General features: G+C 57.8%; 23 protein-coding genes, 2 tRNA genes and 1 pseudogene. 15 read left to right on the forward strand and 11 right to left on the reverse strand.

Features of this window, described 5'->3' with window-relative positions; genetic code table 11:
- Positions 1-69: 69 nt before the first annotated feature.
- A complete protein-coding gene (locus tag GLP43_RS09045) occupies positions 70-1140 on the forward strand; it encodes an alcohol dehydrogenase family protein (protein ID WP_237279057.1) in 1071 nt (356 codons plus the stop codon).
- 221 nt (positions 1141-1361) lie between these two features.
- Here GLP43_RS09045 and GLP43_RS09050 read toward each other — a convergent pair whose 3' ends face one another.
- Complete coding sequence (locus tag GLP43_RS09050) at positions 1362-1805, reverse strand: winged helix-turn-helix transcriptional regulator (RefSeq protein ID WP_237279058.1); 444 nt, start codon at positions 1803-1805, stop codon at positions 1362-1364.
- Between the two features lie 249 nt (positions 1806-2054).
- Here GLP43_RS09050 and GLP43_RS09055 point away from each other — a divergent pair, with 249 nt between their 5' ends.
- Positions 2055-3467: an MATE family efflux transporter gene (locus GLP43_RS09055; RefSeq protein ID WP_237279059.1), complete on the forward strand. Its 1413-nt coding sequence runs from the start codon at positions 2055-2057 to the stop codon at positions 3465-3467.
- Between the two features lie 107 nt (positions 3468-3574).
- On the opposite strand, the gene GLP43_RS09060 is transcribed toward GLP43_RS09055, so the two are convergent.
- Complete coding sequence (locus tag GLP43_RS09060; protein ID WP_237279060.1) at positions 3575-4357, reverse strand: 3-keto-5-aminohexanoate cleavage protein; 783 nt, start codon at positions 4355-4357, stop codon at positions 3575-3577.
- Positions 4354-5683: pseudogene (locus GLP43_RS09065) on the reverse strand (aspartate aminotransferase family protein). Before GLP43_RS09065 ends, GLP43_RS09060 begins: the two are co-directional and overlap by 4 nt.
- A 174-nt stretch (positions 5684-5857) precedes the next feature.
- On the opposite strand from GLP43_RS09065, the gene GLP43_RS09070 reads away from it, so the two are divergent.
- The 11 genes from GLP43_RS09070 (at position 5858) to GLP43_RS09120 (ending at position 15804) form a co-directional block, all read left to right on the forward strand.
- Complete coding sequence (locus tag GLP43_RS09070) at positions 5858-6712, forward strand: MurR/RpiR family transcriptional regulator (protein WP_237279061.1); 855 nt, start codon at positions 5858-5860, stop codon at positions 6710-6712.
- Between the two features lie 434 nt (positions 6713-7146).
- Positions 7147-8400 (forward strand): tyrosine-type recombinase/integrase, encoded by a 1254-nt coding sequence (locus GLP43_RS09075; RefSeq protein WP_237279062.1) that lies wholly within the window; start codon positions 7147-7149, stop codon positions 8398-8400.
- The gene (locus GLP43_RS09080) at positions 8400-9137 is read left to right on the forward strand and encodes a hypothetical protein (RefSeq protein ID WP_237279063.1); all 738 of its coding nucleotides are present in this window, start codon (positions 8400-8402) and stop codon (positions 9135-9137) included. The genes GLP43_RS09075 and GLP43_RS09080 overlap by 1 nt, the downstream gene beginning before the upstream one ends.
- Positions 9138-9375: 238 nt before the next feature.
- Positions 9376-10005 (forward strand): helix-turn-helix domain-containing protein, encoded by a 630-nt coding sequence (locus GLP43_RS09085; protein ID WP_237279064.1) that lies wholly within the window; start codon positions 9376-9378, stop codon positions 10003-10005.
- Entirely contained in the window at positions 10002-10406 is a 405-nt protein-coding gene (locus GLP43_RS09090; protein WP_237279065.1) for a hypothetical protein, read from the forward strand. Before GLP43_RS09085 ends, GLP43_RS09090 begins: the two co-directional genes overlap by 4 nt.
- On the forward strand, positions 10403-11917 hold the full coding sequence (locus GLP43_RS09095) for a terminase large subunit domain-containing protein (protein ID WP_237279066.1): 1515 nt from the start codon (positions 10403-10405) through the stop codon (positions 11915-11917). The genes GLP43_RS09090 and GLP43_RS09095 overlap by 4 nt, the downstream gene beginning before the upstream one ends.
- A 134-nt stretch (positions 11918-12051) precedes the next feature.
- A complete protein-coding gene (locus tag GLP43_RS09100; protein WP_237279946.1) occupies positions 12052-12249 on the forward strand; it encodes a hypothetical protein in 198 nt (65 codons plus the stop codon).
- The gene (locus tag GLP43_RS09105) at positions 12242-13492 is read left to right on the forward strand and encodes a phage major capsid protein (protein WP_237279067.1); all 1251 of its coding nucleotides are present in this window, start codon (positions 12242-12244) and stop codon (positions 13490-13492) included. Before GLP43_RS09100 ends, GLP43_RS09105 begins: the two co-directional genes overlap by 8 nt.
- On the forward strand, positions 13492-14142 hold the full coding sequence (locus GLP43_RS09110; protein WP_237279068.1) for an HK97 family phage prohead protease: 651 nt from the start codon (positions 13492-13494) through the stop codon (positions 14140-14142). The genes GLP43_RS09105 and GLP43_RS09110 overlap by 1 nt, the downstream gene beginning before the upstream one ends.
- Before the next feature lie 2 nt (positions 14143-14144).
- Positions 14145-14735 (forward strand): hypothetical protein, encoded by a 591-nt coding sequence (locus GLP43_RS09115; protein ID WP_237279069.1) that lies wholly within the window; start codon positions 14145-14147, stop codon positions 14733-14735.
- 1 nt (position 14736) lies between these two features.
- The gene (locus GLP43_RS09120; RefSeq protein WP_237279070.1) at positions 14737-15804 is read left to right on the forward strand and encodes a phage portal protein; all 1068 of its coding nucleotides are present in this window, start codon (positions 14737-14739) and stop codon (positions 15802-15804) included.
- A 61-nt stretch (positions 15805-15865) separates the two neighbouring features.
- Here the strand turns inward: GLP43_RS09120 and GLP43_RS09125 are convergent, their stop codons facing one another.
- From GLP43_RS09125 to GLP43_RS09145, 5 genes are all read right to left on the reverse strand, one after another.
- Positions 15866-16420 (reverse strand): PIN domain-containing protein, encoded by a 555-nt coding sequence (locus GLP43_RS09125; RefSeq protein ID WP_237279071.1) that lies wholly within the window; start codon positions 16418-16420, stop codon positions 15866-15868.
- Complete coding sequence (locus GLP43_RS09130) at positions 16413-16790, reverse strand: STAS-like domain-containing protein (RefSeq protein WP_237279072.1); 378 nt, start codon at positions 16788-16790, stop codon at positions 16413-16415. Before GLP43_RS09130 ends, GLP43_RS09125 begins: the two co-directional genes overlap by 8 nt.
- Positions 16777-17652 (reverse strand): hypothetical protein, encoded by an 876-nt coding sequence (locus GLP43_RS09135; protein ID WP_237279073.1) that lies wholly within the window; start codon positions 17650-17652, stop codon positions 16777-16779. The genes GLP43_RS09130 and GLP43_RS09135 overlap by 14 nt, the downstream gene beginning before the upstream one ends.
- A 214-nt stretch (positions 17653-17866) precedes the next feature.
- Positions 17867-17941 (reverse strand) — tRNA-Asn (locus tag GLP43_RS09140).
- A gap of 81 nt (positions 17942-18022) precedes the next feature.
- A complete protein-coding gene (locus tag GLP43_RS09145; protein WP_237279074.1) occupies positions 18023-18934 on the reverse strand; it encodes an MBL fold metallo-hydrolase in 912 nt (303 codons plus the stop codon).
- A gap of 45 nt (positions 18935-18979) precedes the next feature.
- Here GLP43_RS09145 and GLP43_RS09150 point away from each other — a divergent pair, with 45 nt between their 5' ends.
- Positions 18980-20308 carry an ATP-binding protein gene (locus tag GLP43_RS09150; protein WP_237279075.1) on the forward strand — a complete coding sequence of 443 codons (1329 nt, stop codon included), beginning with the start codon at positions 18980-18982 and terminating at the stop codon, positions 20306-20308.
- 21 nt (positions 20309-20329) lie between these two features.
- On the opposite strand, the gene GLP43_RS09155 is transcribed toward GLP43_RS09150, so the two are convergent.
- The 3 genes from GLP43_RS09155 to GLP43_RS09165 form a co-directional block, all read right to left on the reverse strand.
- Complete coding sequence (locus tag GLP43_RS09155; RefSeq protein WP_237279076.1) at positions 20330-20752, reverse strand: lysozyme inhibitor LprI family protein; 423 nt, start codon at positions 20750-20752, stop codon at positions 20330-20332.
- Between the two features lie 167 nt (positions 20753-20919).
- Positions 20920-20993 (reverse strand) — tRNA-Gly (locus GLP43_RS09160).
- A gap of 89 nt (positions 20994-21082) precedes the next feature.
- Complete coding sequence (locus tag GLP43_RS09165; RefSeq protein WP_237279077.1) at positions 21083-23119, reverse strand: ASKHA domain-containing protein; 2037 nt, start codon at positions 23117-23119, stop codon at positions 21083-21085.
- A gap of 238 nt (positions 23120-23357) precedes the next feature.
- On the opposite strand from GLP43_RS09165, the gene guaB reads away from it, so the two are divergent.
- Positions 23358-24806 carry an IMP dehydrogenase gene (guaB, locus tag GLP43_RS09170; protein ID WP_237279078.1) on the forward strand — a complete coding sequence of 483 codons (1449 nt, stop codon included), beginning with the start codon at positions 23358-23360 and terminating at the stop codon, positions 24804-24806.
- The last annotated feature ends 16 nt before the right edge of the window (positions 24807-24822 follow it).

Below are 24822 nucleotides of genomic sequence, written 5' to 3' on the forward strand. Positions count from 1 at the left end.
CTTGACGGGGTAGAGTGATCGCTCTACCTGTGCAAGTAGAAAGATCATTCTACACCGGAGCAAGCGATCATGAACATACCTGAAAAGATGAAAGCAATCGTCCTGACCGGCCACGGCGGCTTGGACAAACTTGAATGGCGCGAGGATGTGCCGGTGCCGCGCCCCGCGGCCGGCGAGGTGTTGATCCGCGTGGGCGCATCCGCGGTGAACAATACCGACATCAACACCCGCACGGGGTGGTATTCAAAGGCAGTGCGCGGCGACACCGGATCAGCTGCCGCCGACGGCTATGACGGGGCGTCGGATGCGGATGGTGGCTGGTCGGGCGCGTTAAGCTTTCCACGCATTCAGGGTGCCGATTGCTGCGGAGAGATCATCGCCGTCGGTGAAGGCGTCGACAGCGCCCGGATGGGCGAGCGTGTGTTGGTGCGCCCGATGTACTGCCCCTTGGGGGCAGAGCCGGATGCTCTTGTGACTTTCGGGTCAGAGCGGAACGGTGGCTTTGCTGAATACACCACGGTTGGCGAAGAAAATGCGCTGCGGATCAACAGCCCGCTGACGGATGCAGAGCTTGCGTCGTTCCCCTGCGCGTTCTCTACCGCCGAAGGTATGATCCAGCGCGCCGGTTTGAGGGCAGAGCGGGTGCTGATCACCGGGGCGTCCGGCGGTGTCGGTTCTGCGGCGGTTCAGCTTGCGAAACGGCGCGGCGCGCATGTCACGGCCTCTACAAGCGCGGCCAAAATGGAGGCGCTGAAAGACCTTGGCGCTGATGTGGTGCTTGATCGAGACGAAACACTGCCCACGGATGCTTTTGACGTGGTGCTTGATCTGGTCGGGGGCCCGCGCTGGCCGGAGTTGTTGGATGGTCTGGTCTGTCACGGCCGCTATGTGACCTCTGGTGCTATTGCAGGCCCGATCGTCGAGCTTGACCTAAGGACGCTGTATCTAAAAGACCTGACCTTTGTTGGCAGCACAAGGCAGGACCCGCGCGTGTTTACTGACCTTGTCAGCTATATCGAAGCTGGGGAAATCCGGCCTGTTGTCGCGGACACCTATCCTTTGCGTGAATTGCGGACAGCGCAAACGGCGTTTCTTGAAAAGTCGCATATCGGGAAAATTGGGGTAACGATCGCCGATTGATCGCGTTTACGCAGATCTCTGATAGCCATCGAACGCGGACATGCGACGTTTTAGGCAGCGTATGATCTCGCTTTGACCCTGTCTGCCCCTTGCTGTGCTTTTGGCATCGGCAAGGGGCAGGCCGCAAGCCCACAAGCCCGCGCCCCGTTTGCAGATCATCCGTTGTTATGAACATCTTTGAAAGGCGGGCGATGACGGTGCAGGTCGACGTGCCGGATCGCTTATTTTGGCCGTAAGGCGGTCACGGTCTGGTGAGTGATTTCCTTGCCCGTGTTCGCGTCAACCATCACCGGCACGATGGGTTTCCCGGTCTCGCGCGAGACAAGCGTCACTGAGGATTCGTCCGGCGGTGGAACATGTGCATTCGCCCATTCTATCATGGACACCATAACCGGATAGAGCGCTTTCCCACGTTCGGTCAGCCGGTATTCGTGGCGCAGCGGTCGCTCTTGATAGGGCTCGCGGCGCAGCACGCCTGCGGCCTCTAGCTTGCGCAGCCGGTCTGCCAAAACGTGGCGCGTGATGCCGAGCCGCTCTTGTATCTGCTCGAACCGGCGAACACCCAAGAAGCAATCGCGCAGCACCAGCATGGTCCAGCGGTCCCCGATCACGGAAAGGCCGCGGGCGACGGGACAGGCTTCGTTTTGAAGGTCGTTCCATTTCATACGCGCAATATAGCAGCAATTGACAGGTTCTGAAAAGGTACTTACCAACCAGTTCCAAAATGGAACCGACCTGAGTGGAGCCCCGATGATTAAAACAGAAGCCCTGCCAAAGAACCGTTTTGCGCGTGCTAGCCTGCTCACGGCGGGGCACCGGCTTGAGGAACCCTCTTTCCGAGGTCCGTGTCATCAGAGGTCTTCGGCTCTACACCTGCTTCCACCGCTTGCTGAAACCCCAGAAAGGCCAAGACCATGACCGTGACGCCCGTTCCCCAGACCAACCGCGCAGAGGTCGCAGAAGCGTCGCGCGCGGCACGGACACGGCAGTTGCTGGAAGGGCCGATTGGCCCCACGCTGGCGCGGCTGGCAGCGCCCAACGTGCTGGCCATGTTTGTGCAGGCCGTGCAGAGCATTGCAGAGGCCTATTTCGCAAGCCTGCTTGGCGTGACCGCGTTGGCGGGGCTGGCGTTGGTGTTTCCGCTGGTGATGCTGACACAAATGCTGTCGGCGGGCGCGATGGGAGGGGCGATATCCGCGTCCGTGGCACGGGCGCTCGGGGCGGCGAACGTTGCGCGCGCAGCGACGCTTGCGGTGGCGGCGTGGATCATCGCGGCGACCTTCGCCATCGTCATGGCGCTGCTGGTAGGCATCTTTGGCACACAGTTTTTCACACTGCTGGGCGGCGGACCTGATACCGTGGCGGCGGCGGCGACCTATGCGTTGGTCTTCTTTCCCGGCTGCATCGCGATCTGGCTTTGCAATGCCTCGCTTAGCGTAATCAGGGGCACGGGCGATATGCAGATGCCCGCCATCTTGCTATTGTTAATCTCTTTGGTCTCTATCCCGCTGTCAGGCGGGTTTGCACTTGGCTGGGGGCCTTTGCCCGCACTTGGCATGGCTGGATTGGCTCTTGGTCCGATTGCGGCCTTTGCTCTCGGGGGGAGCGTGGCGATCGGCTATATCGTTCTTGGCCGGACGGGGCTTGTGTTCAGGGGCGCAATTGCGCGCCTGCAAGGTGACCTGTTCCGAGACATCCTGAGCGTCGGTGCCTTGGCATCGATCAATACCCTGCTGACGACGTTGACGATCATCATGATGACCGGCCTGGTCGGTCGCTTTGGGGCGGGCGCGTTGGCGGGGTATGGTCTAGGTGCGCGGCTTGAATTTTTGATGATCCCGGTCATTTTTGGCATCGGTGCCGCAATGACCGCCATGGTTGGTGCCAATATTGGTGCCGGCCGTACCGACCGTGCGCTGCGGGTGGCCTGGACCGGATCCGGCGCGGCGGCCGCCATCGTGGGGGGCATAGGTCTTTTGTTGGCCGTGTTTCCCGACCTTTGGCTGGGTATGTTCCTTGAGCCATCGAACACTGCTGCGCTTGATGCCGGGCGTAGTTATTTTCGGCTTGTCGCACCTTTTTACGGGTTCTTCGGGCTGGGGCTCGCGCTTTACTTTGCCTCGCAGGGGGCGGGTCGTCTGATGTGGCCCGTGATCAGCAGCATTAGCCGCATGGCTGTCGCCCTTATCGGTGCGCTGACCCTCACAGCATACACGGGGCTGGGGGTCGATGGCGTATTTGCGGCGATCGGATGCGCGATGCTGGTCTACGGGGTGGTGATCGCCTTAGCCATCTGGCGTGGTGGCTGGCAGCAGGGGAAACAGTGACAGCGCGGCAAGGGGGGCGGCAGCGATGATCCTTGCACCGCTGCCGCGACATAGGGTGATCGAGACACCTATTTATTGTAGATGCCAGCTTGTGACCTGGTGTGTGATCAGAAAGTAAATCCAGCGTGGTCGGCCTGCGCGACCAGTTCGGCGACCCTCTCGGCGTTGTTGGTCGCGACGCTTCCATCTGCGTTCAAGCGGTTGTTCTCGAACCCGATCCGGGTCTTGCCGCCGTGACGCATCGCCTCGATCAGGCAGGCGGTTTCTTGTGGTCCGAAGGCGCAGGCGGCCCAGTCCACCTGCGGCAAAGCCGACTTTAGGGTTTGGGCCAGTGCGCCAACGTCTTCAGGTGTGCTGGTTTGCCCGCTGGTATAACGCCCCAGAACGATCAGGGTCTTGAGCCCGTCGCGGGGGACATCGCCTTGCGCGGCAAGCTGGGCAAGGTGGGTGATATCCGCGGTGTCGTAGAGAATGTGTTGAACGTCGATACCCGCTTCGGCGCACATGGCAAAGAACCGTCGGGTGACGGCATTCTCTTGATCGGCCGTGATCTCGCGCAGCGCGACCGACACGGCGCGAGGTTTCAGGGTTTCGACAAGATGGCGTTGTTCTGCGGGGGTGAAAGTCCCTGCGGCCTCGCTTGTGATCTGAACGTAGAGATCAGGTGCCCGATGCCCCAGTTCGGTCAGGAGCTCAGCATAAAGCCCGACGTCCAGAACATGCTGTTGCTGGGTATCGCGCACGTGGGCATGCAGGCCATCCGCACCGGCAGCATGGCAGGCCACCGCGCAGGCGACCGTCTCTTCTATGGTGACGGGGAGGGCGGGGTGGTCCGCCTTGGTCAGCCGCGCCCCATTCGGCGCGACCATAAATCTGGGCAATGCGGTCATGGGACAAGCGCCTTGTCGATGGCCGTTGATAGTTTGCCCACCAGTTCATCGATCTGTGCGTCCTCGATGATAAACGGCGGCGCGAGCAGCACGTGGTCGCCATGTTGGCCATCGATTGTGCCGGACATTGGATAGCAGATCAGACCGGCGGCAAAGGCCTCCTTCTTGATCCGCGCGGCAAGGCCACGGGACGGATCGAATGGTGCTTTGGTGCTGCGGTCGGCAACCAGTTCGATCCCGCGGAACAACCCGCGCCCGCGTATATCGCCAATGTTGTCATGATCGCCGAACCGCGCCTTTAGTGCTGCGTCGAGCTTGTCGCCTTGGGTGGTGACATGGGCCAGCAGATCGCGGTCCAGAATTTCGTTGAGCACGGCATTGGCCGCAGTGGCCGCCATTGCGTGGCCCATATAGGTGTGGCCGTGCTGGAAGAAACCGGTGCCCGCTGCAATTGCATCATAGATGGTGCCCGAGGTCAGCAGCGCGCCGATCGGTTGATAGCCCGCGCCAAGTCCTTTGGCGATGGTGATCATATCCGGGGCGACGCCATCCTCGGTGCAGGCGAACAGTTTGCCGGTACGGCCCATGCCACACATCACCTCGTCCAGGATCAACAGCACGCCATATTGGTCGCAAATCTCGCGGATGCGCTTGAGATACCCGGGCACGGCAGGTACCGCGCCAGAGGTGGCACCCACTACAGGCTCAGCAAGGAAGGCCATCACCGTATCAGGGCCAAGGCGCAGGATTTCGGTTTCCAGCTCATTCGCCACGCGCAAGCCGTAGGCTTCTTGCGTTTCGCCGTCCTGCCGGTCGCGGTACTCATAGCAGGGGCTGATATGGGTGGTGTCGGCAAGCAGGGGCGCGAATTGGGTGCGACGCCACGCATTTCCCCCCTGCTGCCAAAGCGCCTAATGTATTTCCGTGATAGCTTTGACGGCGCGCAATGACGCGGTGGCGCTTGGGTTGCCCGATTTCCAGAAAATACTGCCGCGCGAGCTTGATCGATGCCTCGACCGCTTCGGAGCCCCCAGAGACGAGATATACCCGATCAATGCCCGCAGGCGCGTTTTCGACCAAGCGATCGGCCAAACGCTCTGCCGGGTCGGACGTGAAAAAGCCGGTATGTGCGAAGGCAAGCTGGTCAATCTGGGCGTGCAGGGCGGTGCGGACAGCCGGGTTTGAGTGCCCCAGACAAGAAACAGCAGCACCGCCCGAACCATCAAGATATCTGCGTCCGTCCGCATCGATCAGATAGCAGCCGTCCCCCTTGGTGGCGACCGGCAGCGCGCCTTTGGTGGATCGGCCGAAGATATGACTTTTCATGACTGTAGTCCTTGGTTGAATAGGCGCTTTGGGTGACGTGACATCAGCACTTGTCTGCGCGATGATGCGTTTGTATTATTTCACCAGCATATATTAGGCAAATGTATTTTTCCTGTGCATCGGGTGCAACAGCGACGTGAACGTTGGCACACATGAACGAAGGGTAAGGCTTTGATGGGCAACGATGAAACACTGAAGGAACGCTTGTCACACGTAAGTGTGGAAGGAACGCCCGCGCTGCGGACGTTTGCCCGTTGGCTTCTCGATAATCCGTCGCTGGTCGCTTTTAACTCGATTCGAGGGCTGGCAAAGCAGGCAGGGGTCAATCCGAATACCGTCACCCGGATGGCGAAGGCGCTTGGCTACGCCAGCTTTGACGCTTTCCGGACGGATGTGCAGGAAACGCTTCAAACGCTTGCGCCGAACTACGGCGCGCGCGCGCAGACGCTACGACGTGAACACCGCGACAGCGCTTTTACCGCGCTGATGGAGGCGCACCGCGAAAACACGGCGACGCTTTTCTCGGCAGATATTTTGGACACGCTTAATGCGTGCATCGACCCGTTGCTCAGCGCGCGTAACGTCTATGTGGTCGGCGTGCGCAGCTGCTATGCGATCGCGCATTATTTCTCGTATGTGGGCGGCATGGCCTTTGCAAATTTCGCAGATACGCCAACGCTGCCGGGGGGTATTGTTGATGTCATGTCTCAGGCCGCATCCGAAGATATTGTGGTCGGGATCACCTATGAACACTACTCAGCCGAGGTGGTTCGGGCCTGCGAAATCGCCCAATCCCGCGGCGCGCGGGTCTTAGCCCTTACCGACAGTCATGCCTCGCCAATCGCGGTTGGGGCGTGGAAAGTCGTGTGTCTGCCCATGGCCGGGCCTCATTTTCTGCCGTCGCTGAATTCGACGTTTTCCGCCGTGGAAATGCTGCTGGTCGGAATGGCGGCGCGATCGGATCATGCTGCACAGCGGGTCGCGGATTTCGAAGGCCGTATCCGACAGTTTGGCGGCTATTCTTCCTAACGGGGTTTAGGCTTCTTCTACGGCGCGGGACCGTCAAAACCCGGATTGTCGCGTCGAAAAAAAGGGCGGCTAAGTATTCGGGAACGTTTTCTATTCAGAAGGCTAATTCAGGGCGGTCACCAAGCTGAGCCCGCCAGAATTGCCCGCCAAGGCAAGGCCCTAGTCTGTTAATGATTAGGCATTAAAAAAGCCCTCAAGTCATAGACCTGAGGGCTTATTATGGCTCCGACGGTAGGGATCGAACCTACGACCAATTGATTAACAGTCAAAATATTGACCGTATCACTACCTAACGAACCATATCCTTGATAATATAAATATTCCATATTTTGCTTGATGTTATATGATTTTTTTGTATCTATATCTAACATGATCTAACGACCACTATTGGTTCAAAATGTTACCCCAGTGTTACCCCAAAGGACCAATTGACTATGGCAAAGGCACTCACGACCAAAGCTGTCGACGCGATGAAACCCAACCTGGTACGGAGACTTGAAGTGCCTGACCCGGCGCTGTCTGGGCTGTATCTGGTAATCCAGCCGAGTGGTGCAAAGTCATGGGCCCTTCGGTATCGCTGGGCGGGAAAACCTGCAAAGCTCACGCTTGGGCGTTGGCCCGTTCTTGGCGTCGCTGATGCGCGTGCAGTTGCGTCCGATGCAATTGACAAAATTGAACGTGGCCAAAATCCTGCGGCTGAGAAAAAGGCGACCAAGGCTGCACGGCTGGAAGCTCAGCTATCTGAACGCGATAAGGTGAAGACGCTGATTGAGCAATTCGACCGGCGCCATTTGTCTGGCCTGAAAAGCGGTCATACGGTCAAACGCGAATTGGATAGGCACGTTGTATCGGAGTGGGGCGGGCGCGACATCCATGATATTGCCAAGCGTGACGTCATTGACCTGCTGGACAGCATAGTCGATTCTGGGCGGATTGTGACAGCTAATAGAGTGCGGTCCTATCTGAATAAGTTTCTCAATTGGTGTGTGGAACGGGACATAATTGCGTTCAGTCCAGCAACCGGGATCAAGCCGGTAGCGAAAGAGGTCAGCCGGGACCGCGTTTTGTCTGATGATGAGGTTCGATGGTTCTGGATGGCCTGTCAGGCGATCAAGCAACCTTGGGGACCGTTGGGAGAGCTGTTGTTGTTGACCGGCCAGAGATTGAATGAAGTCGCCTGCATGACTGATAAAGAGGTCACAGGCACCAATTGGCATTTATCGGCGGTCCGCACAAAGAATGGGCGGGCGCATGACATACCTTTGTCAGATGCCGCAATAAGTGTTCTTTGCCGTATAGATATTATCGAAGGCGATAAGGGGTATTACCACACCACGACTGGCGGAACGCCATTAAGTGGATTCCACAAAGGCCGTCAGCACCTTGCTGACCAAATGGTTGCGATTGCTAGCGAAGAGCGCGGCTTGGAAGTGACTATCCCACATTGGACATTCCACGACCTGCGAAGGACCGCCGCAACGGGTATGGCCCGCCTCGGGATACCTGTGCGTGTGACAGAGGCGGTTCTCAACCATGTCAGTGGAACGGGTGGCGGCATCGTGGCAGTGTATCAACGGCACGACTATGCAGACGAAAAGAGGAGAGCGTTGGAAGCATGGGCCGGACTCGTTGCGCAGATAGTATCCGGCAATTCCGACAACGTAGTGCGTATTGGGGAGGCTAAGTAGTGATGAATTCGAAAGGGCAGGGAATTACACACCACGAATTTCTGTTTGCCGTCGGTGGGGAGATCGTGATCGAGGCCGACTTGTGGGAGTTTATGCAGTTGAAACCTGAGGACCGACCAAATTGGCCCGATGTGCATATTCTCGCATACCTGGATATACTCTTTCGCATTGACCAACACGCAATAGCCGGAACGCTTGACGAGTTTCGAAATGCCCTGCGCATACGAGGAGAGTTCGTGCTTACGGACGAAGAAACGCAGCGAAAAATGCGGATTGAAGGCCCTTGGATCCGCGAATGGGTAAACCTCTACCGGGTATTAAATGGACCAGACAACGTGACGAAAAGAAAAGTGTCAGGCGTTGCCGAGCGGTTCCTTGGATTAGAGAAGCCGCACCAAAGTGGGACCATATCAATGACTGCCTTTGGTAAACATCCACGAACAGAAATGGAATTATTGGAGACGCTTCCACGTCATAAGAAGCCGCGCGGCGGTGGCAATAAGCTGGCAGTTCCATGGGGTTCTGAAACCTGGATACAGCCAATGAACCAAATGAGATTACTTGTTCTCCGAGATGAGCTTTCCAGAAATACCGCAGCCAAGCAGGTTGCCGGGATTTCAGAAAAGGCAAGACATTCAGACTATTACAATGATATCCTGCAGCGGTTTAGAGAGAAGATGCGCATCCGAAAATGGGGGGTGAAAGCAATCGAAGATATCCTTTCCCGCTCCTCGTAATCCCCTTATTTTGTCAGTGATTGCCTACGTTTTTTATAGCGAGGCTTATCATGGACAAGAAACTCATATCCGCTGCGACCGTGCGCGAACTGTGTGGCGGCATATCTGACATGAGCCTGTGGCGTTGGCTCCATGACACAGACCTCAATTTCCCCAAACCTATATATATTTCCCGCCGTCGTTACTGGCGGCAGGCTGATGTCTTGGCGTGGGTAGAGACGCAAGTTGAGGCGGCCTGATGAGTGACTTGCCGTTTGCTAAGGTAAAGCTGCAGCATCTGCGCGACTTGGCGTCCGACCGTGAAGTGTCCGACCGTGCATTTCGCCTTGCGGCATATCTTGCACTCAATCACGCAGATCATGTGACAGGCGAGTCTCGCCCTTCTGATGCATTCGTGGCGAAGGCGATGGGGGTTTCGGAAAAAACGGTCAGCCGAGCCGCTCGTGACCTTTTGGGGTCCGGGCACTACACGGTCGAGCGAGGTGTGAACCGCGGCAGAGCCACAAGGTATTTGCCGACTGAGGCGACACTTAACCGGGCAGTGGAAGTCAAAAAAAAGGCTGACAAGGTTGTCAGCCTTTCGACGGTAAAAGCCCGACAGGACTGTCCAGAAAGCACGACAGATGTGTCCGAGAAAGCCCGACAGGTTTGGGGGGCGAACAGAGAAAAGGAACTTAGAAAAGAACACGCGCGAGCTAGGGCTTTGCCAAATGATGGGCAAGCCGACGCAGCCGCTTATTGGGCATCGCAAGTGAAGGCCGGTGCCTTCATTCCACAGACTGCGATTAGCCCATCGCTAGCTCGTGAGATATTGAGCCGTGGCCTTTTAGAAGCCGACGAACTCAGAGCTGTCGGGGTGGCGGCATGACGTTTGATCTGGTCCCAATGGCGGCTTTTGCATCCGGGCAGGGGGCCGGGGGTCTGGGTTATGCGTTCGCGCTGTGCGGATTAGTTGGCTTCACTAGAGGTTCTGTCGCGCATTGCCTCAATACCGAATGGTTGACGGCTAAGCCATTCGGCTCTCGCATCGGCCTGACGGCGCAAAAGCATATCCGTACGGCTAACTTTCTCAAAACACTGCAAACGTTCGATATCGCTTTCTATTTCGCGGCATTCGCAAAGGGAAGCTGCAAGGCGATCTGTTTCCATCCAACGGCATTGGTCACTCTGAGCGAACGCCGGAACACCGAAAAGCACGGATACGAACACACCGCCTATTTTATTCAGCATCAATACCTCCTGTGTTGCAACAACTGGAGGCTGGCATGAAAGCATCCACCAAAGCAATCCGGTTCCTTGAAACGCTGGCAATCCCCGAGGGGCCAAAGGCAGGCGAACTGGTCAAGCTTGCCCCATTCCAAAAGCGATTTGTTAAAGGCGCGTTGGCTGGCGATGTTAACGTGGCGGTTTTGTCCATCGGGCGCGGGAACGCTAAGACGGCGCTGTCGGCTGGCATCGCTCTGGGATCGTGCATGGGCAAGTGGGATGGTCAGCCTCGGCGCGAAATCTTGATTGCCGCAAGAACGCGGGACCAAGCCCGCATCGCTTTTGACTTTGTGGTCGGGTTCATGCGGTCTTTACCTGAAGACGAACAAAAGCTGTTCACAGTCCGGCGTTCCCCGCGTCTTGAAATCGAATATGAGGGTGGCGGCGGCGGGCATTTCATCCGGGCGATTGCGGCTGATGGCAAGTCTGCGCTTGGCTCTGCCCCTACGTTGATCTTGATGGATGAACGGGGCCATTGGGCGGCTGATCAAGGTGACGCTCTGGAACATGCGCTGTTGTCCGGTATGGGCAAGCGTGGCGGGCGGGCGTTAATCATTTCAACCTCTGCACCTGATGATGCCCACCCCTTTTCAATCTGGCTCGACGAGGACGCACCGGGCATCTATCGGCAAGAACATCGACCGTCACCGGGCTTGCCTGCGGATGATCTGGAAAGCCTCAAAGAAGCAAACCCCGGCGCTGTTGCTGGCATTGGTTCTTCTTTGGACTGGTTGCAAGGTCAGGCACGGCGGGCAATTGAGCGGGGCGGCTCAACGCTGACCACGTTCCGGCTCTATAACCGGAATGAGCGTGTAAGCGGCGAAACCCGGGATGTGCTGTTGACCGTAGATGAGTGGCTTGCCTGTGAAGTATCTGAGGTTCCGGCACGGCAAGGGCAATGCGTGATCGGTATCGACCTTGGCGGCTCTGCGTCTATGACGGCGGCGTCTTTTTACTGGCCGGAAACGGGCCGTCTTGAAAGCCTTGGCACCTTCCCAAGAAAACCGAACCTTGCTGACCGTGGCGCAAATGATGGCGTTCAAGGGCGCTATGTTGAAATGCAGGATCGGGGCGAGTTGTCCACAATTGGCGATCAAACCGTGCCGATTGCACCTTGGCTGATCGAGGTGATGAAACATATCGAGGGCGAACCCGTCGCAGCGCTAGTCGCGGATCGGTACAAGCAATCCGAACTTGGAGAAGCGATTGACCGGGCGGGCATCCGTTCGCCTGTGATCTGGCGCGGCTTTGGGTTCAAAGACGGGAACGAGGATTGCGAGCGGTTCCGGCGGGCGGCGTTTGACGGCAAGGTGCTGACAAACCCGTCCTTGTTGCTGCGTTCTGCGTTCGCTGATGCGGTTACTCTGCGCGATCCATCCAACAATCTGAAACTGGCAAAGGCGCGTTCTACGGGCCGGATTGATGCGGCGTCTGCCACGGTTATCGCCGTTGCTGAGGGCGCTCGGATCATGGGCCGGCCAATACAGAAAGGAGGGCGCATCGCATGGGGATGAGGCAAGATTACAAACGCCACTCAGGTAAGGTTACACGCGGCCCCCGCTGGAAGGCCCTGCGGATGCAGGCGCTGGACCGTGACGGCTGGCAATGTGTCCAATGTGGCGAACGGCGGCGGTTGGAATGTGACCACATTCTACCCGTCCGAACGCACCCCGAACTTTCCTATTCTCTGAGCAATTTGCAGATGCTTTGCGGCCCCTGCCATGCCCGGAAAACCCGAATTGAGGTTGGGCACAAGCCTCTGACCCCAAAGCGCCAAGAATGGCGCGACCTGCTGCGAGATTTGCAGCGCAATCCCGTTGAGCATGAAAGGAAATCAAATGCTTGATTCACTAAGAATCACCCGGCGTCAGTCGGAAATCCGTCAACAGCTTGCCGACTTGGTAGGCAAACCCGAACCGTCTGAGGACGAAACGCGGTCTATGGAAACGCTGGATGCTGAGTATCGCACCAACGAAACGCGGTTCCGTGCGGCTTTGACAGCTGAGGACGATGAGCGCAAAGAAGCGGGGGCCGAACTGGAAAGCCGCTCTGAGACAGAATGGGGCGAACTTGCGGGCCGTTTTGAATTGCGCCAAGTCGCCCTAGCACTTGATGAAGGCCGCAAGCTGGACGGTGCAACCGCTGAAATGGTGGAAGAATTGCGCAGCGCGGGCGGGTTCCAAGGTATCCCTGTTCCCCTTGAGGCGCTGGAAACCCGTGCTGGTGAAACGCTTGCGGGCGGTGTTCCTGACCCAATCCGCACAATGCCAACGATTGAGCGCCTGTTCGCGGGTTCCTCTGCAACGGCGATGGGTTGCCGGATGATCAACGTGGGCGTGGGGGAAATCGAATACCCCGTTGCCACGGGTGGCGCACAACCGGGCTGGGCTGGCTCTGAGACTGGTGACGTGCCGGGGCCGCAAGCTTACACGACGACCGATGTGCCGATGAAGCCTGATCAGACACTGGGTGTTCAAATGAAGATCACCCGCAAGGCGTTAAAACAGGCGGGTGCAGGTCTGGAGCAAGCGGTACGGCGCGATATGTCGGCGGCAATCCAGCAAGAGACTGATCGTGCCATTTTCCTCGGCTCTGGTTCCGGTGGTGAGCCTTTGGGCGTTTTCCCCGGTGCATCCGCCTACGGCATCACAGAAACGGCCATCGATGCGGCGGCGTCCTATGCCGCGTTCCGTGCTGCGGTCGTGCGGTTTATGACGGCGAACGCGGCAAGCGGCCCCGGTGCGGTTAACCTACTGTTGCGTCCTGAGGTCTTTGACAGCATGGACGAACTGATTAGCGGTCTGGCAATCTCTGAGTGGGACCGTTTGGTGGCAAAGATGGGCAAGACCGTCCTGACCACCAACGGCATCTTGGCCCCGGCTGGTGATCCGGCTGAAAGCATGGCGCTCCTGTCCACATCCACAAACGGGGTGGCTCCGGTGTTCTGCGGCATGTGGGGGGCGGTGGATCTGATCCGCGATCCGTTCAGTGATGCAAAGTCTGGGCAATTGCGCCTGACGGCACTGACCACAATGGATGTTACGGTTGCGCGTGGTGTGCAACTCGAAATCCTGACTGGTATTCAGTGATGCTAGAAGGCTTTGCAGGCGGCGGTCTGGAACTACGCAAAAGGGCATCCGGTGCGTTGGCATTGCAAGGCTCTTTTCCCTACGGCAAACGGGCGGTCCTCAGTGATGGGGGCCGTTCCGGCAGGCCAAAGAAAGAGGCAATTGCGCCCGGTGCTTTTGCCTATCGGATCAACACCCCGTCTGAGCATGGCGGGGCAAAGGACATTCACCTGTTGTCTGGTCACGACTTTGGCAAACCTTTGGCATCGGTTCGGTCTGGCACTTTGGACATTAAAGACAGTCCTGAGGCAGTGACGTTCACGGCAACCATTTCTGAGGAAATGCAAGAGGTCAGCTATGTTAAAGACGTTCTTGCGGCGGTGTCTGCCGGGTTGGCAATCGGCATATCGCCGGGGTTTCGCCTCCCACCAAAGCGGCGGGTTCCTAATCCTGAGACGATTGAAGATGAAGGGATGGACCCAGAAAACGGGGCGTTCAATGCGGTCATTCGCACGGTGTTGCAAGCCTTGCTTTACGAAATGTCGATTGTGACAAGACCCGCTTATCCAGAAACCCAGATCGAAGCGCGAAATTGGACGCCTGACGGGCTATTGCAATCGGATGGGCTTGGGATTGGCCTGCATCGCACTTTGAACAGATGGAGGGCCTAAACATGGCAGAAACGATCAAGCAAGTTGAAGCTATTCCGGCTTCATATCCAGATATTGGGCAAAGCGAACTTGGCTTTGCGCCCACAGATGATTCTTGGCAGCGGATCGAAAGCTATATCGCGCACCGGTTCACTCCGCGAGAAGTGATCTGGACCGTGGAGGGGGAAGGCGACTGGACGCCACCCTTGAAACCGGTAACGGCTATTTCTGCTGAAAAATGGGAAAACGGCTGGGTCGAGGTCACGTTGCCTGAGGGGCCATATGGATATTGCCTGCCCGGTGATGGCCCGTATCGGATCACGGCAACCGTGGGGCCTGAGGGTGTCGAAGTGGACGGCGTGACGACTTATGCCGTTCCGACTGTGGTGGCGAAGGCCGCGCACAGGCTAACGCAATACTGCCTAATTCAAGTTGATAAGGACGACTACGGCAGATTTACTCGATTGCCTGAATTTGCGGCTACGTCTGCCCGATATTCGGGCGAGGGTGAAAATGCTGCGGAAACAGAACTAGAACGACCTTCCACATGGATTGCAAAAGCAATGCAAAATAGCGGTGCGGCTGATCTGCTGCGTCCATATCGGAGGGCTTGATATGTGGCCATTCAAACGGAAAGAACCTGAGAACGAAACGCGGTCCACTGGCAACGGATACACAACGCAGGTGATGCAAGCGCGGACGGATTACATCGGCGGCGTTGATGGCGTTGCCGAACTCACTGGCACGGTGCAAGGCTGTGTGAGCCTCTGGGAAGGCGGTCTGAGCCTATCCGATGTGGAAGGCACCGACATGCTGACCCCGATGATGCTGGCGTTGGCTGGTCGCGCTCTGGCGTTGCGCGGGGAATGTGTGTTCGTGATCCGCGAGGACGGGTTGTTGCCGTGTTCGGATTGGGATTTGACCACACGTTATTCCAAGCCCACGGCCTACCGTGTTGGCGTCTCTGACACGGGCGGCGGCAAGTCTATGACGGTGCTGGCGGGCGAGGTGCTGCACCTGCGCGTTGGTGCTGATGTGGGTATGCCGTATGTCGGACAATCCCCGTTGCGGCGGGCGCGGCTTACGGCGAGTCTGTTGCAAACGCTGGAATTGGCCCTGTCCGAGGTCTACGCAAACGCGCCACTGGGTTCGTCTGTCATTCCGTTCCCTGAGGCACCTGACCAAGATATGAGCGATCTGGCGCGCGGGTTCCGTGGGTTTCGCGGCAAGGTGCTAATACGTGAGTCCGTCAACGTTACGGCGGCGGGTGGTCCTGCGCCTCAGACTGATTTGAAGCCGTCCGATGTGTCGCCTGACCTATCCAAAGCTATGACAAAGGAAACGCTGGTGTCGGCACGGTCCAGCATTGAAATGGTCTATGGGGTTCTACCCGCTCTAAGCAATATCAGCACAACGGGGCCAATGGTCAGAGAGGCGCAACGCCACCTTGCCCAATGGGGTCTTATGCCTATCGCAGCGATGATCGGGCAAGAGGCGTCCGAAAAGCTGGGAAATACGGTAAAGCTGGATGTAATGCGACCATTGCAGGCGTTTGATGCCGGTGGCCGCGCGAGGGCGCTTACGGCGGTTGTGGCAGCAATGGCAGCGGCCAAGGAAACAGACATTGATCCGGCAATGGCCCTCAAACTGGTGGATTGGAAGCATGAGGCCGAAAATGAATGAGAAGACTTGGAGCCAGCACCCTTCTAAGAATAGGTGCTGATTAAATTCAGCAGGCAGAAGCTCAACTCGCAGCAGTTTTCATCTTAAGTACCTTCATATTTCCCGTGACAAACCTAATACTAGTCTTGGCAAAATCACCATCATGAGAGACAAGTACAAATTTGCCAGAAGCGCATTCGCTTACTAGCGCGGCGTCGGTCAAATCGAGTTCTCCATCGACTACCAAACTTAGATTAGTTTCCAGGCAATCTTGCTGCAGGTTTGATTGCTGATATGTGCAGTCACTTAATATCTCTAAACAAATATCCTTTACAGTCGAAACCCTCGACTTGAAGTTGTTGTCAGTTTTTCGGAGTCGTTTATAGTCTCTCCATCTTGCTCGTCCAAATAGTGACTCAAATTCCATTTTGCAAAATCTATTAAAAAACTCGGAAATCACCTGCTCATTTACTATCACAGTATTCCCAGCCTCGAGAACGCTAGCATAAAAGTCACTATAGACCTGCTTTTCAGGCCTTGGATCATTTCCGTAGATAGCAAGCCAAACGTTTGTGTCGAACAACACGAACTCGTTTTCGAATTTGCAATCGGCATGTGCACTGATGATCTCACTCATCGGCGTCGCCTTTCCCATCGTCAAACAGTTCTTCTACAGCGTTTGCGTCCGCGAAAAAAACCTTAGCTCTTTCCACTACCATCTTAAGTCGATCTAAGTGCCAATCTTGATAGTCAACTGGAGCCGCTAGGTGCTTTCTTATAGTATCTTCAGGTAGTTCACCATACAATTGTCCCACGGCTGCATTGAGAAACGCTGTCGTCATCCTCGTGACGCCAAAGAAAGAAAGCTCTGCACGGTTTCCGCTTGTAATTATCTTATGGATTTCGTTGTGTACCTTCTTCCCGTCTGACGCCGCGACACAGATACCTCCTCCAACTATCGACGATACTGATATCCTAATTGTTTTCATGTGATCACCAAATTTCATGCGGATTGACTGCGGATTTCATGTGATAGGATTTAGAATCTGAAGTGTCGATCTCCAAGGAAACCACCGTTCCCGGATATTGATATGCGATGCGTTGTTTTTTCAATGTTCCGTTTCTGTACTCCCAATAGCCGCCATGCGAGCATACAAGCAGGCAACCACCATTCAAACCGATGAATTCCTTAAGAATACCTAAACCCAGTCCCCCTGGAATATCCCCAACACGCGCACTGTTGTTCATTTCCATGGCCCAATCTATTGCATCTTCTGGCGCAGCGAAGTTCTTCCCTGCAGCTGATAGTGACCCATGAATGCCTCTACCCCCATCAGAAATCACAAACGCCAACCTATCCAAACGTGGAAAGTACTGCCCGCCGGCAAAAACGGAGATCGGAGAATTGGCCCAGAGGGAGCTATTCGCAAACAGTTCATCGATTCCTTCAAAAAACTTCTTTACAAGGCCGTCACTCATTTTAGGCATCTCTCGCCGCATCAATCGAGCTTTGCTGAACTGAGAGAACTCTACGGCGCTGTTCGTGTCAAAACCTGTGATAGGTATTGTCGTTCCATGGACGTCGGCCGCTCCGCCGGAAAGAGTCTTATTTTTCTTCAGGATAGTTTGTATCCGAGGTGTTATATTGTAAAAAAGAATTTCATTTCCGGCTTTGCGAGCGTGATTCACAATAGTTAGCAAACATGCCCCTAGCTGAGCATCGATCCAAGTTAATCGCTTGCAATCTATTCCGAGGCTGGCGTTCTGCTGTTTTGATAGGTTGCTATGAAGTCTCGATAGAGCTTCAAACCCAAGAGAGTTGGCACGGATTTCATATGCCTCAAGGTCAATCATTAAGTTGTCGCTCAAATTGACCTCACCATTCTGAACTAAGCTGCAGAATATGCACTCGACAGGTATCTAAGCATTTTACTTGCAACTGTCACTTACCTTGCGAAGTGAGATGCTAAATTTGCAGGATGCCGTCCCTTGTCTTGTTACCCCAACTGTTACCCCAAAAGATTTACGGCAAAAGAGTAAAAATCAAAAAAGCCACCAAGTCACTGAACTTGGTGGCTTTTTATGGCTCCGACGGTAGGGATCGAACCTACGACCAATTGATTAACAGTCAACTGCTCTACCGCTGAGCTACGTCGGAACGGTCTGCACCGTATAGCTATGGTAATTTCCGGCGTCCAGAGGGTTTTGCCACTTTTTTCCAGATTTTTTCAAAAGATTTTCAGACCCGCCGAAAGGTTGCTGTCGCCGACAGGGAGTCAACGGGGGCGACGCGGTTTTTGCCTGTAAGGTCAATCAGATGCGCAAGGACGTTGCGGGTCGCGGCACCCAGTAGCGCAGGCGGGGTTTCGGTGTAGATCGCGGCAGCAAGTTGGGCTGCGGTGGCAGGAGCTTGGCTGAGGGCGCGCAGGATATCAGCCTCGCGCGAGCGGCGGTGCGACACCAGCCAGTCGAGCCTCGCGGCGGGGTCGGTCACCGCCGCGCCATGACCCGGATAGAACACCCGCCAGTCGGTTTTTTGCAGCTCGGCACAGGAGGCCATGAAATCGGTGAGATCCCCATCCGGCGGCGACACCAGCGAGCTGGCCCAGCCCATGACGTGATCGGCGGTGAAGCAGGCGTCATCCCAGCCAAGGCTGATGTGGTTACCAATATGCCCGGGGGTGTGAATCACGCTCAGCGTCCAGTCGTCGCCGGCGATGGTCTCTCCGTGGCTTAGGGGCTGATCGGGGATGAACTCTGCATCAATGCCTTCGCCGCCGCCAATATCGGACACGGCTGCCAGTTGTTGCATCACCGCAGACCGGCCGGAAAACGCGTCGCCAAAGGCCAGTATCGGCGCGCCGCAGGCACGGGCGAGGTCGCGCGCGAGGGGCGAATGGTCCAGGTGCGTATGGGTCACAATGATATGGCTGATGTGTTGGTCGGGTCCGATGGCATCGCGTATCGCTTGCAGGTGCCGCGGCGACGCAGGGCCGGGATCGATCACGGCGATGCCGCGCGTGCCCAGCAGATAGGTATTCGTGCCACGGTAGGTCATGGGCGAGGGGTTGTCGGCCACGATGCGGCGCAGGCCCGGTTCCAAGGTCTCGGCAATACCGATGGCGGGGTCGAAGTCGTCAGGGGGCAGCATGGTTTGGCCTTTCGCTGGGGCAGGGGGCTGGCTAAGGTCTATCCCATGTTCTTTGTCTGGCTCAAACGATATATGCCCCGCGGCATCTATGGGCGCGCTGCCCTGATCCTGCTTTTGCCGGTGGTGATCTTGCAGCTTGTGATGACCGTGATCTTTGCGCAGCGGAACTATGAGGGGGTCACCAACCAGATGACCGATACCGTCTTGCGCGAGGTCGAACTGGTCATGCAGGTGGTCGATGACGCCCCGTCCGCCGCTGCCGTTCCCGCCACGGTTCAAGATCGGCTGGCCGCGCTGGACATGGGGGTAACGCCTGTGTCCGCCAGTGAGGTGCCGACGCGCAACCGGATGTCGTGGTATGATTATTCCGGTCGGGTAATGGTGGCGCGGTTCGATCAGTATCTGCCGTCCTTCCTGAGCCTTGATCTGACGCGGCCCACGGGGGTGCATCTTTATGTGCAGTCGCGCTTTGGCCCGCTTGATCTCCAGTTCGAGAGGCGCAGGATTTCGGCGCAGAACCCGCATCAGCTGTTCGTGTATACCTTCAGCTTCGGCTTTGTCATGACGTTGATCTCCTTCGTTTATCTGCGCAACCAGCTGCGCCCGATCAAGCGGCTTGCCCGCGCGGCCGAAGCCTTTGGCCGCGGGCGTCACGTGCCATATACCCCCACAGGCGCTGTCGAGGTGCGTGCGGCGGGGGCGGCCTTTGTCGATATGCGCGCACGGATCGAGCGGCAGATTGAACAGCGCACCTTGATGTTGTCGGGGGTCAGCCATGACCTGCGCACGCCCCTGACGCGGATGCGGCTTGGCCTGTCGATGATTGACGAAGACGACGCGGAGCCGCTGCTGCAGGATGTCGATGATATGCAGGGCATGTTGGATGCCTTCCTTGATTTCGCCAAAGGCACCGCTGAGGGGGAGGCCGAACCCCTGGACCCGCACGCCCTGATGCAGACTGCCGTAGAGGATGCGCAACGCGCTGGTCGCAACGTGACCTTGCTGCCACCCGAGGGCGACGGCACCGGTACCGTCCGGCTGCGCCGTATGGCGATCCTGCGCGCGGTGGATAACCTGATCTCGAACGGGGTGCGCTATGGGGCGCGGGCCGAGGTATCTGTGCTGCTGACGGATAAAACCCTGCGGATCAGGGTAGAGGACGACGGCCCCGGCATCCCCGAGGATCGCCGCATTGAGGCCGTGCGCCCGTTCTCGCGGCTTGACCCCGCGCGCAATCAGAACAGTGGCAGCGGCGGCGTGGGTCTTGGTCTTGCCATCGCGACCGACATCGCCCGCGCGCATGGCGGCGTGCTGCGGTTGGGCAGTTCGGACACTCTGGGCGGTCTGCGCGCGGATATCGTCATCGCACGGTAATGCGCCAAGGGATCGGTGGCGTCAGCGTGCGGTGGCGTAGTCTTGCAACTGCTCGATGCGCGATCGCGTCAGGTCAATCCGGCAGCTCAGCGTCACGTTGATCGCGGCCGTTCCCCCCAACGACAAGCGTTCGGGAAACGCGCAGTGATATTTGCGGTATTCTTCAAATGCGATCTGAGAGCTCTGAAGCAACGCGCTCGCCGAGGCATCGGCCTTTCGCGAAAACGCCTGATCAAACGCAGCCAGCGCCGCTTGGGCATCGAGATAGGCGCGCACCATGTCGCGCTCCACCTGATCGCCCATTGCAAACAGACATTCATGCACGGCGTTCGGATCTGTCTGTGGCGCGGTGCATTCTGACAAAAGTTCTGATGCAGGGGCTGCTTTTTCAGCGGTGGCCGTTGCCGGGATCAACAGCAGCCAAAAGAACACGTATTTCAACATCTGGCGTATCCCTTCGGGCAACATTGCAAAGCTACGAAAGAGATACTGCCGCAAAGGACGGCGGAATGCTACCGGTCGGGTCAAGGGCGGATTATTGACAAACGGCACTTGGCGGCGTGACATGCCGCGATCCCCGAAAAGGATTGAGATAAATTTTAGGGAAGGGCTGGAGCGGGTAACGAGAATCGAACTCGTAACTAAAGCTTGGGAAGCTGCCGTGATACCTTTTCACCATACCCGCGCGCCGTGAGGTGACTTAATCCGATGTGGCGGGTGCGTCAAGCGGGGTTTTTGCCTGACGCGCCCTTTGCTGATGGTTGCGGGCAGACCTTAGCGGCGGCGGCGGCGGCGGGTGCCGCCGGAGCTGTCGCCGCCGGTGTTGAAGGTCTCGGTCGGGAGGGTGACGATGCTGTTGAGGATCGGGAAGGGCTCTACCGCGTTGGGGATGGCAGAGGCGTTGACGAAATGCTCTTGGAAGCGGGGTTCGATGGCGGTCTCGATCTTGTGGATGTTGCGGACCGTCTCTTCGATCTCGGCACGGCTGGTGGTGTTGAGCAAAGCAATGCGCGCGCCGGTGCCTGCGGCGTTCCCGGCGGATGTCACCTTGTCGAGCGGGGCGTCGGGGATCATGCCGAGGATCATCGCGTGTTTGGGGCTGATATGGGCGCCAAAGGCACCGGCCAGCACCACGCGGTCCACGTGATCGACGCCGAATTTATCCATCAGTAACCGCGCACCGGAATAAAGCGCCGCCTTGGCCATCTGGATTTCGCGGATGTCGCGGTTGGTGACGGTGATGCGCGGGCCGCCATCGGCGGTGCCATCATAGACCAGATAGGAATTGGTGCGCCCGTCGGCAAAAACATTGGCTGATCCGGTCTGCTCTGCCGTGCCGATCAGGCCGGGGGCGTCGACGATACCGTGGATGCGCATTTCAGCGACCATTTCAATGATGCCCGAGCCGCAGATGCCAGTCACGCCGCTGGCACCGATCTCGGCCTCGAAGGCGGGATCGTCGGACCACAGGTCGCTGCCGATCACTTTGAACCGGGCGATTTTAGTGATGGGGTCGATCTCTACCCGTTCGATCGCGCCGGGGGCGGCGCGCTGGCCGCTGCTGATCTGCGCGCCCTCGAAGGCGGGACCGGTGGGAGAGGAACAGGCGAGCACTTTATCGCGGTTGCCCAGCAGGATTTCGGCGTTGGTGCCCACATCGACCACCAGCACCAGATCGTCGGATTTATCGGGGGCTTCCGACAAGGCGACGGCGGCGGCATCCGCGCCCACATGGCCCGCAATGCAGGGCAGCAGATAGACGCGGGCAGAGGGGTGGATGTTCAGGTCCAGGTCCATGGCACGCAGACGCAGCGCGTTTGACGTGGCCAGCGCAAAGGGCGCTTGCCCCAGCTCGAAAGGGTCGATGCCCAGAAACAGGTGGTGCATGACCGGATTGCAGACAAACACCGCATCCACGATCATGCCCTTGTCGATGCCGCCCTCGGTGCTGATTTCGTCGAACAGTGTGTTCATACCGGCACGGACCGCGCGGGTCATCTCTGCCGCGCCGCCTTCGTTCATCATCGAATAGCTGACGCGGCTCATCAGGTCTTCGCCAAAGCGGATCTGCGGGTTCATCACGCCTGATGAGGCCACGACCTCTCCGGTTTGCAGTTCGCACAGATGCGCCGCGATGGTGGTAGAGCCGAGATCGACCGCCAGCCCGTAAAGCGACCCTTCGTAGAAGCCGGGCCAGAGATGCATGATGCGGGCCGGGTTCTCATCATCGCCCAAATGCACGGCGACGGTGACTTTCCATGCGCCCTTGCGCAGGGCAGGTTGCAGCGTTTGCAGGATTTGCAGATCGGCGGTGACATTTTCAAGCTGCCACTGATCGCGTAGGGCGTCGCAGAGCCGCTCCAGATCGCCCGAGGGGTCGTGCATGTCGGGTTCCTGCACCTCGACGTAAAAGAGCTTGGTCGACGGGTTGAGCACGATATCGCGCGCCTCGGCACGTTTGCGGACCACCTGTTTGTGCACCTGGCTTTCGGCGGGCACGTCGATCACCACGTCGCCCATGATCTGCGCCTGACAGCCCAGACGGCGGCCATCAATCAGACCGCGCTTGTCCTTGTAGCGTTGTTCGACGCTGTTCCATTCAGACAGCGCGTCCTGTGCCACGGTGACCCCATGCTTAGAGAACTGCCCATATCCGGGCGAGACCTGACATTTCGAACAGATGCCACGCCCGCCGCAGACGGAATCCAGATCAACGCCCAACTGCCGCGCCGCCGTGAGCACCGGCGTGCCCTTGGCAAAGTGACCGCGTTTGCCCGAAGGCGTGAATACCACAAGGGGATCGTTGCTCATCTATCTTTATCCTCAACACTTTGGCGCACCATAGCGTAGCAGGCGGCAGGTGAAAGCCGCGATGCGGCATAATTCCGGCCATCTGCGCCTGTCTGTGCCCCTATACCGCGTGACAGCGGCGGCGCGGATCACGTATGCGCGTCAAGCAATGCAGTTAGCGTGCAAATGGGTCTTTCCAATCAAGGCCATCCATGAAATATGAAACCGCCAAATGAACCCATGCAAGCCGAGGTGCAAAATGGAGATTCGTGAGGCTCTGACCTTTGATGATGTACTACTGGTGCCTGCGGCATCCAACGTGTTGCCGTCTACGGCTGACACGCGGACCCGCGTTACCAAATCGATCGCGCTGAACATTCCGCTGCTCAGCTCTGCGATGGATACGGTCACCGAAAGCCGCATGGCGATTGCCATGGCGCAGGCGGGGGGCATGGGGGTCATTCACCGTAACCTCACCATCGACGAACAGTCCAAGGAGGTGCGCCGCGTCAAACGGTTTGAATCCGGCATCGTCTATAACCCGATCACCCTGCGCCCCGACCAGACACTGGCCGATGCCAAGGCGCTGCAGGAACGCTACCGTGTCACGGGGTTCCCCGTTGTTGATGACGAGGGCCGTGTTGTTGGTATAGTGACGAACCGCGATATGCGCTTTGCCTCTGATGATGCCACGCCGGTGCGCTTGATGATGTCGGGCGACAATCTGGCGCTGCTGCAAGAGCCCGCCGACCGCGACGAGGCGATCAGCCTGATGAAGGCGCGCCGGATCGAGAAGCTGTTGGTCACCGACGCCAAAGGCAAGCTGACTGGTCTGCTGACGTTGAAAGACACCGAACAGGCCGTACTGAACCCCACCGCTTGCAAAGATAACCTTGGCCGTCTGCGCGTTGCTGCGGCAACGACCGTTGGCGACGCGGGCTATGAACGCTCGCAAGCATTGGTCGAGGCGGGCGTTGATATGATCGTAATCGATACTGCGCATGGCCATTCCGCCGGCGTGGCAGAGGCGGTGCGCCGTGCCCGCGACCTGTCGAGCGAAGTACAGATCGTGGCCGGTAACGTCGCCACAGGGGACGCGACCCGTGCGTTGATCGATGCGGGTGCGGATGCCGTTAAGGTTGGCATCGGGCCCGGGTCGATCTGCACCACCCGCATGGTTGCTGGCGTCGGTGTACCGCAGCTCACTGCGATCATGGATTGCGCTAAAGCTGCGGGCGATGTGCCCATCATCGCCGACGGCGGGATCAAGTTCTCGGGCGATTTTGCCAAGGCGATTGCGGCAGGCGCGTCCTGCGCGATGGTCGGCAGCATGATCGCGGGCACCGATGAATCCCCCGGCGAGGTGATCCTGTACCAGGGCCGTAGCTTCAAAAGCTACCGTGGCATGGGCAGCCTTGGCGCCATGGCGCGCGGCTCTGCCGACCGGTATTTCCAGAAAGACGCAGCATCGGACAAGCTGGTGCCAGAGGGGATCGAAGGTCAGGTGCCGTATAAAGGCTCTGCCAATGCTGTTGTGCACCAGTTGGTCGGCGGGCTGCGTGCGGCCATGGGCTATACTGGCTGCGCCACGGTCGAAGAAATGCGCAAGAACTGCACTTTCGTCAAGATCACCAACGCGGGTCTGTCCGAAAGCCACGTGCATGATGTGCAGATCACCCGCGAAAGCCCTAACTACCGCATCGGGTAACTCCCGAAAATCAAAG

Origin of the sequence: Sulfitobacter sp. M39, assembly GCF_021735935.1 — a bacterium.
Classification (GTDB): Bacteria; Pseudomonadota; Alphaproteobacteria; order Rhodobacterales; family Rhodobacteraceae; genus Sulfitobacter.

Bases quoted from the DNA above. Each gene is read 5' to 3' on its own strand.
- guaB (WP_237279078.1), top strand. From the start codon at position 23,358: ATGGAGATTCGTGAGGCTCTGACCTTTGATGATGTACTACTGGTGCCT.
- GLP43_RS09050 (WP_237279058.1), bottom strand. From the start codon at position 1,805: ATGAAATGGAACGACCTTCAAAACGAAGCCTGTCCCGTCGCCCGCGGC.
- GLP43_RS09085 (WP_237279064.1), top strand. From the start codon at position 9,376: ATGAGTGACTTGCCGTTTGCTAAGGTAAAGCTGCAGCATCTGCGCGAC.
- GLP43_RS09090 (WP_237279065.1), top strand. From the start codon at position 10,002: ATGACGTTTGATCTGGTCCCAATGGCGGCTTTTGCATCCGGGCAGGGG.
- GLP43_RS09125 (WP_237279071.1), bottom strand. From the start codon at position 16,420: ATGAGTGAGATCATCAGTGCACATGCCGATTGCAAATTCGAAAACGAG.
- GLP43_RS09155 (WP_237279076.1), bottom strand. From the start codon at position 20,752: ATGTTGAAATACGTGTTCTTTTGGCTGCTGTTGATCCCGGCAACGGCC.
- GLP43_RS09045 (WP_237279057.1), top strand. From the start codon at position 70: ATGAACATACCTGAAAAGATGAAAGCAATCGTCCTGACCGGCCACGGC.
- GLP43_RS09115 (WP_237279069.1), top strand. From the start codon at position 14,145: ATGGCAGAAACGATCAAGCAAGTTGAAGCTATTCCGGCTTCATATCCA.
- GLP43_RS09075 (WP_237279062.1), top strand. From the start codon at position 7,147: ATGGCAAAGGCACTCACGACCAAAGCTGTCGACGCGATGAAACCCAAC.
- GLP43_RS09105 (WP_237279067.1), top strand. From the start codon at position 12,242: ATGCTTGATTCACTAAGAATCACCCGGCGTCAGTCGGAAATCCGTCAA.
- GLP43_RS09145 (WP_237279074.1), bottom strand. From the start codon at position 18,934: ATGCTGCCCCCTGACGACTTCGACCCCGCCATCGGTATTGCCGAGACC.
- GLP43_RS09120 (WP_237279070.1), top strand. From the start codon at position 14,737: ATGTGGCCATTCAAACGGAAAGAACCTGAGAACGAAACGCGGTCCACT.
- GLP43_RS09060 (WP_237279060.1), bottom strand. From the start codon at position 4,357: ATGACCGCATTGCCCAGATTTATGGTCGCGCCGAATGGGGCGCGGCTG.
- GLP43_RS09055 (WP_237279059.1), top strand. From the start codon at position 2,055: ATGACCGTGACGCCCGTTCCCCAGACCAACCGCGCAGAGGTCGCAGAA.
- GLP43_RS09150 (WP_237279075.1), top strand. From the start codon at position 18,980: ATGTTCTTTGTCTGGCTCAAACGATATATGCCCCGCGGCATCTATGGG.
- GLP43_RS09165 (WP_237279077.1), bottom strand. From the start codon at position 23,119: ATGAGCAACGATCCCCTTGTGGTATTCACGCCTTCGGGCAAACGCGGT.
- GLP43_RS09110 (WP_237279068.1), top strand. From the start codon at position 13,492: ATGCTAGAAGGCTTTGCAGGCGGCGGTCTGGAACTACGCAAAAGGGCA.
- GLP43_RS09070 (WP_237279061.1), top strand. From the start codon at position 5,858: ATGGGCAACGATGAAACACTGAAGGAACGCTTGTCACACGTAAGTGTG.
- GLP43_RS09130 (WP_237279072.1), bottom strand. From the start codon at position 16,790: ATGAAATTTGGTGATCACATGAAAACAATTAGGATATCAGTATCGTCG.
- GLP43_RS09095 (WP_237279066.1), top strand. From the start codon at position 10,403: ATGAAAGCATCCACCAAAGCAATCCGGTTCCTTGAAACGCTGGCAATC.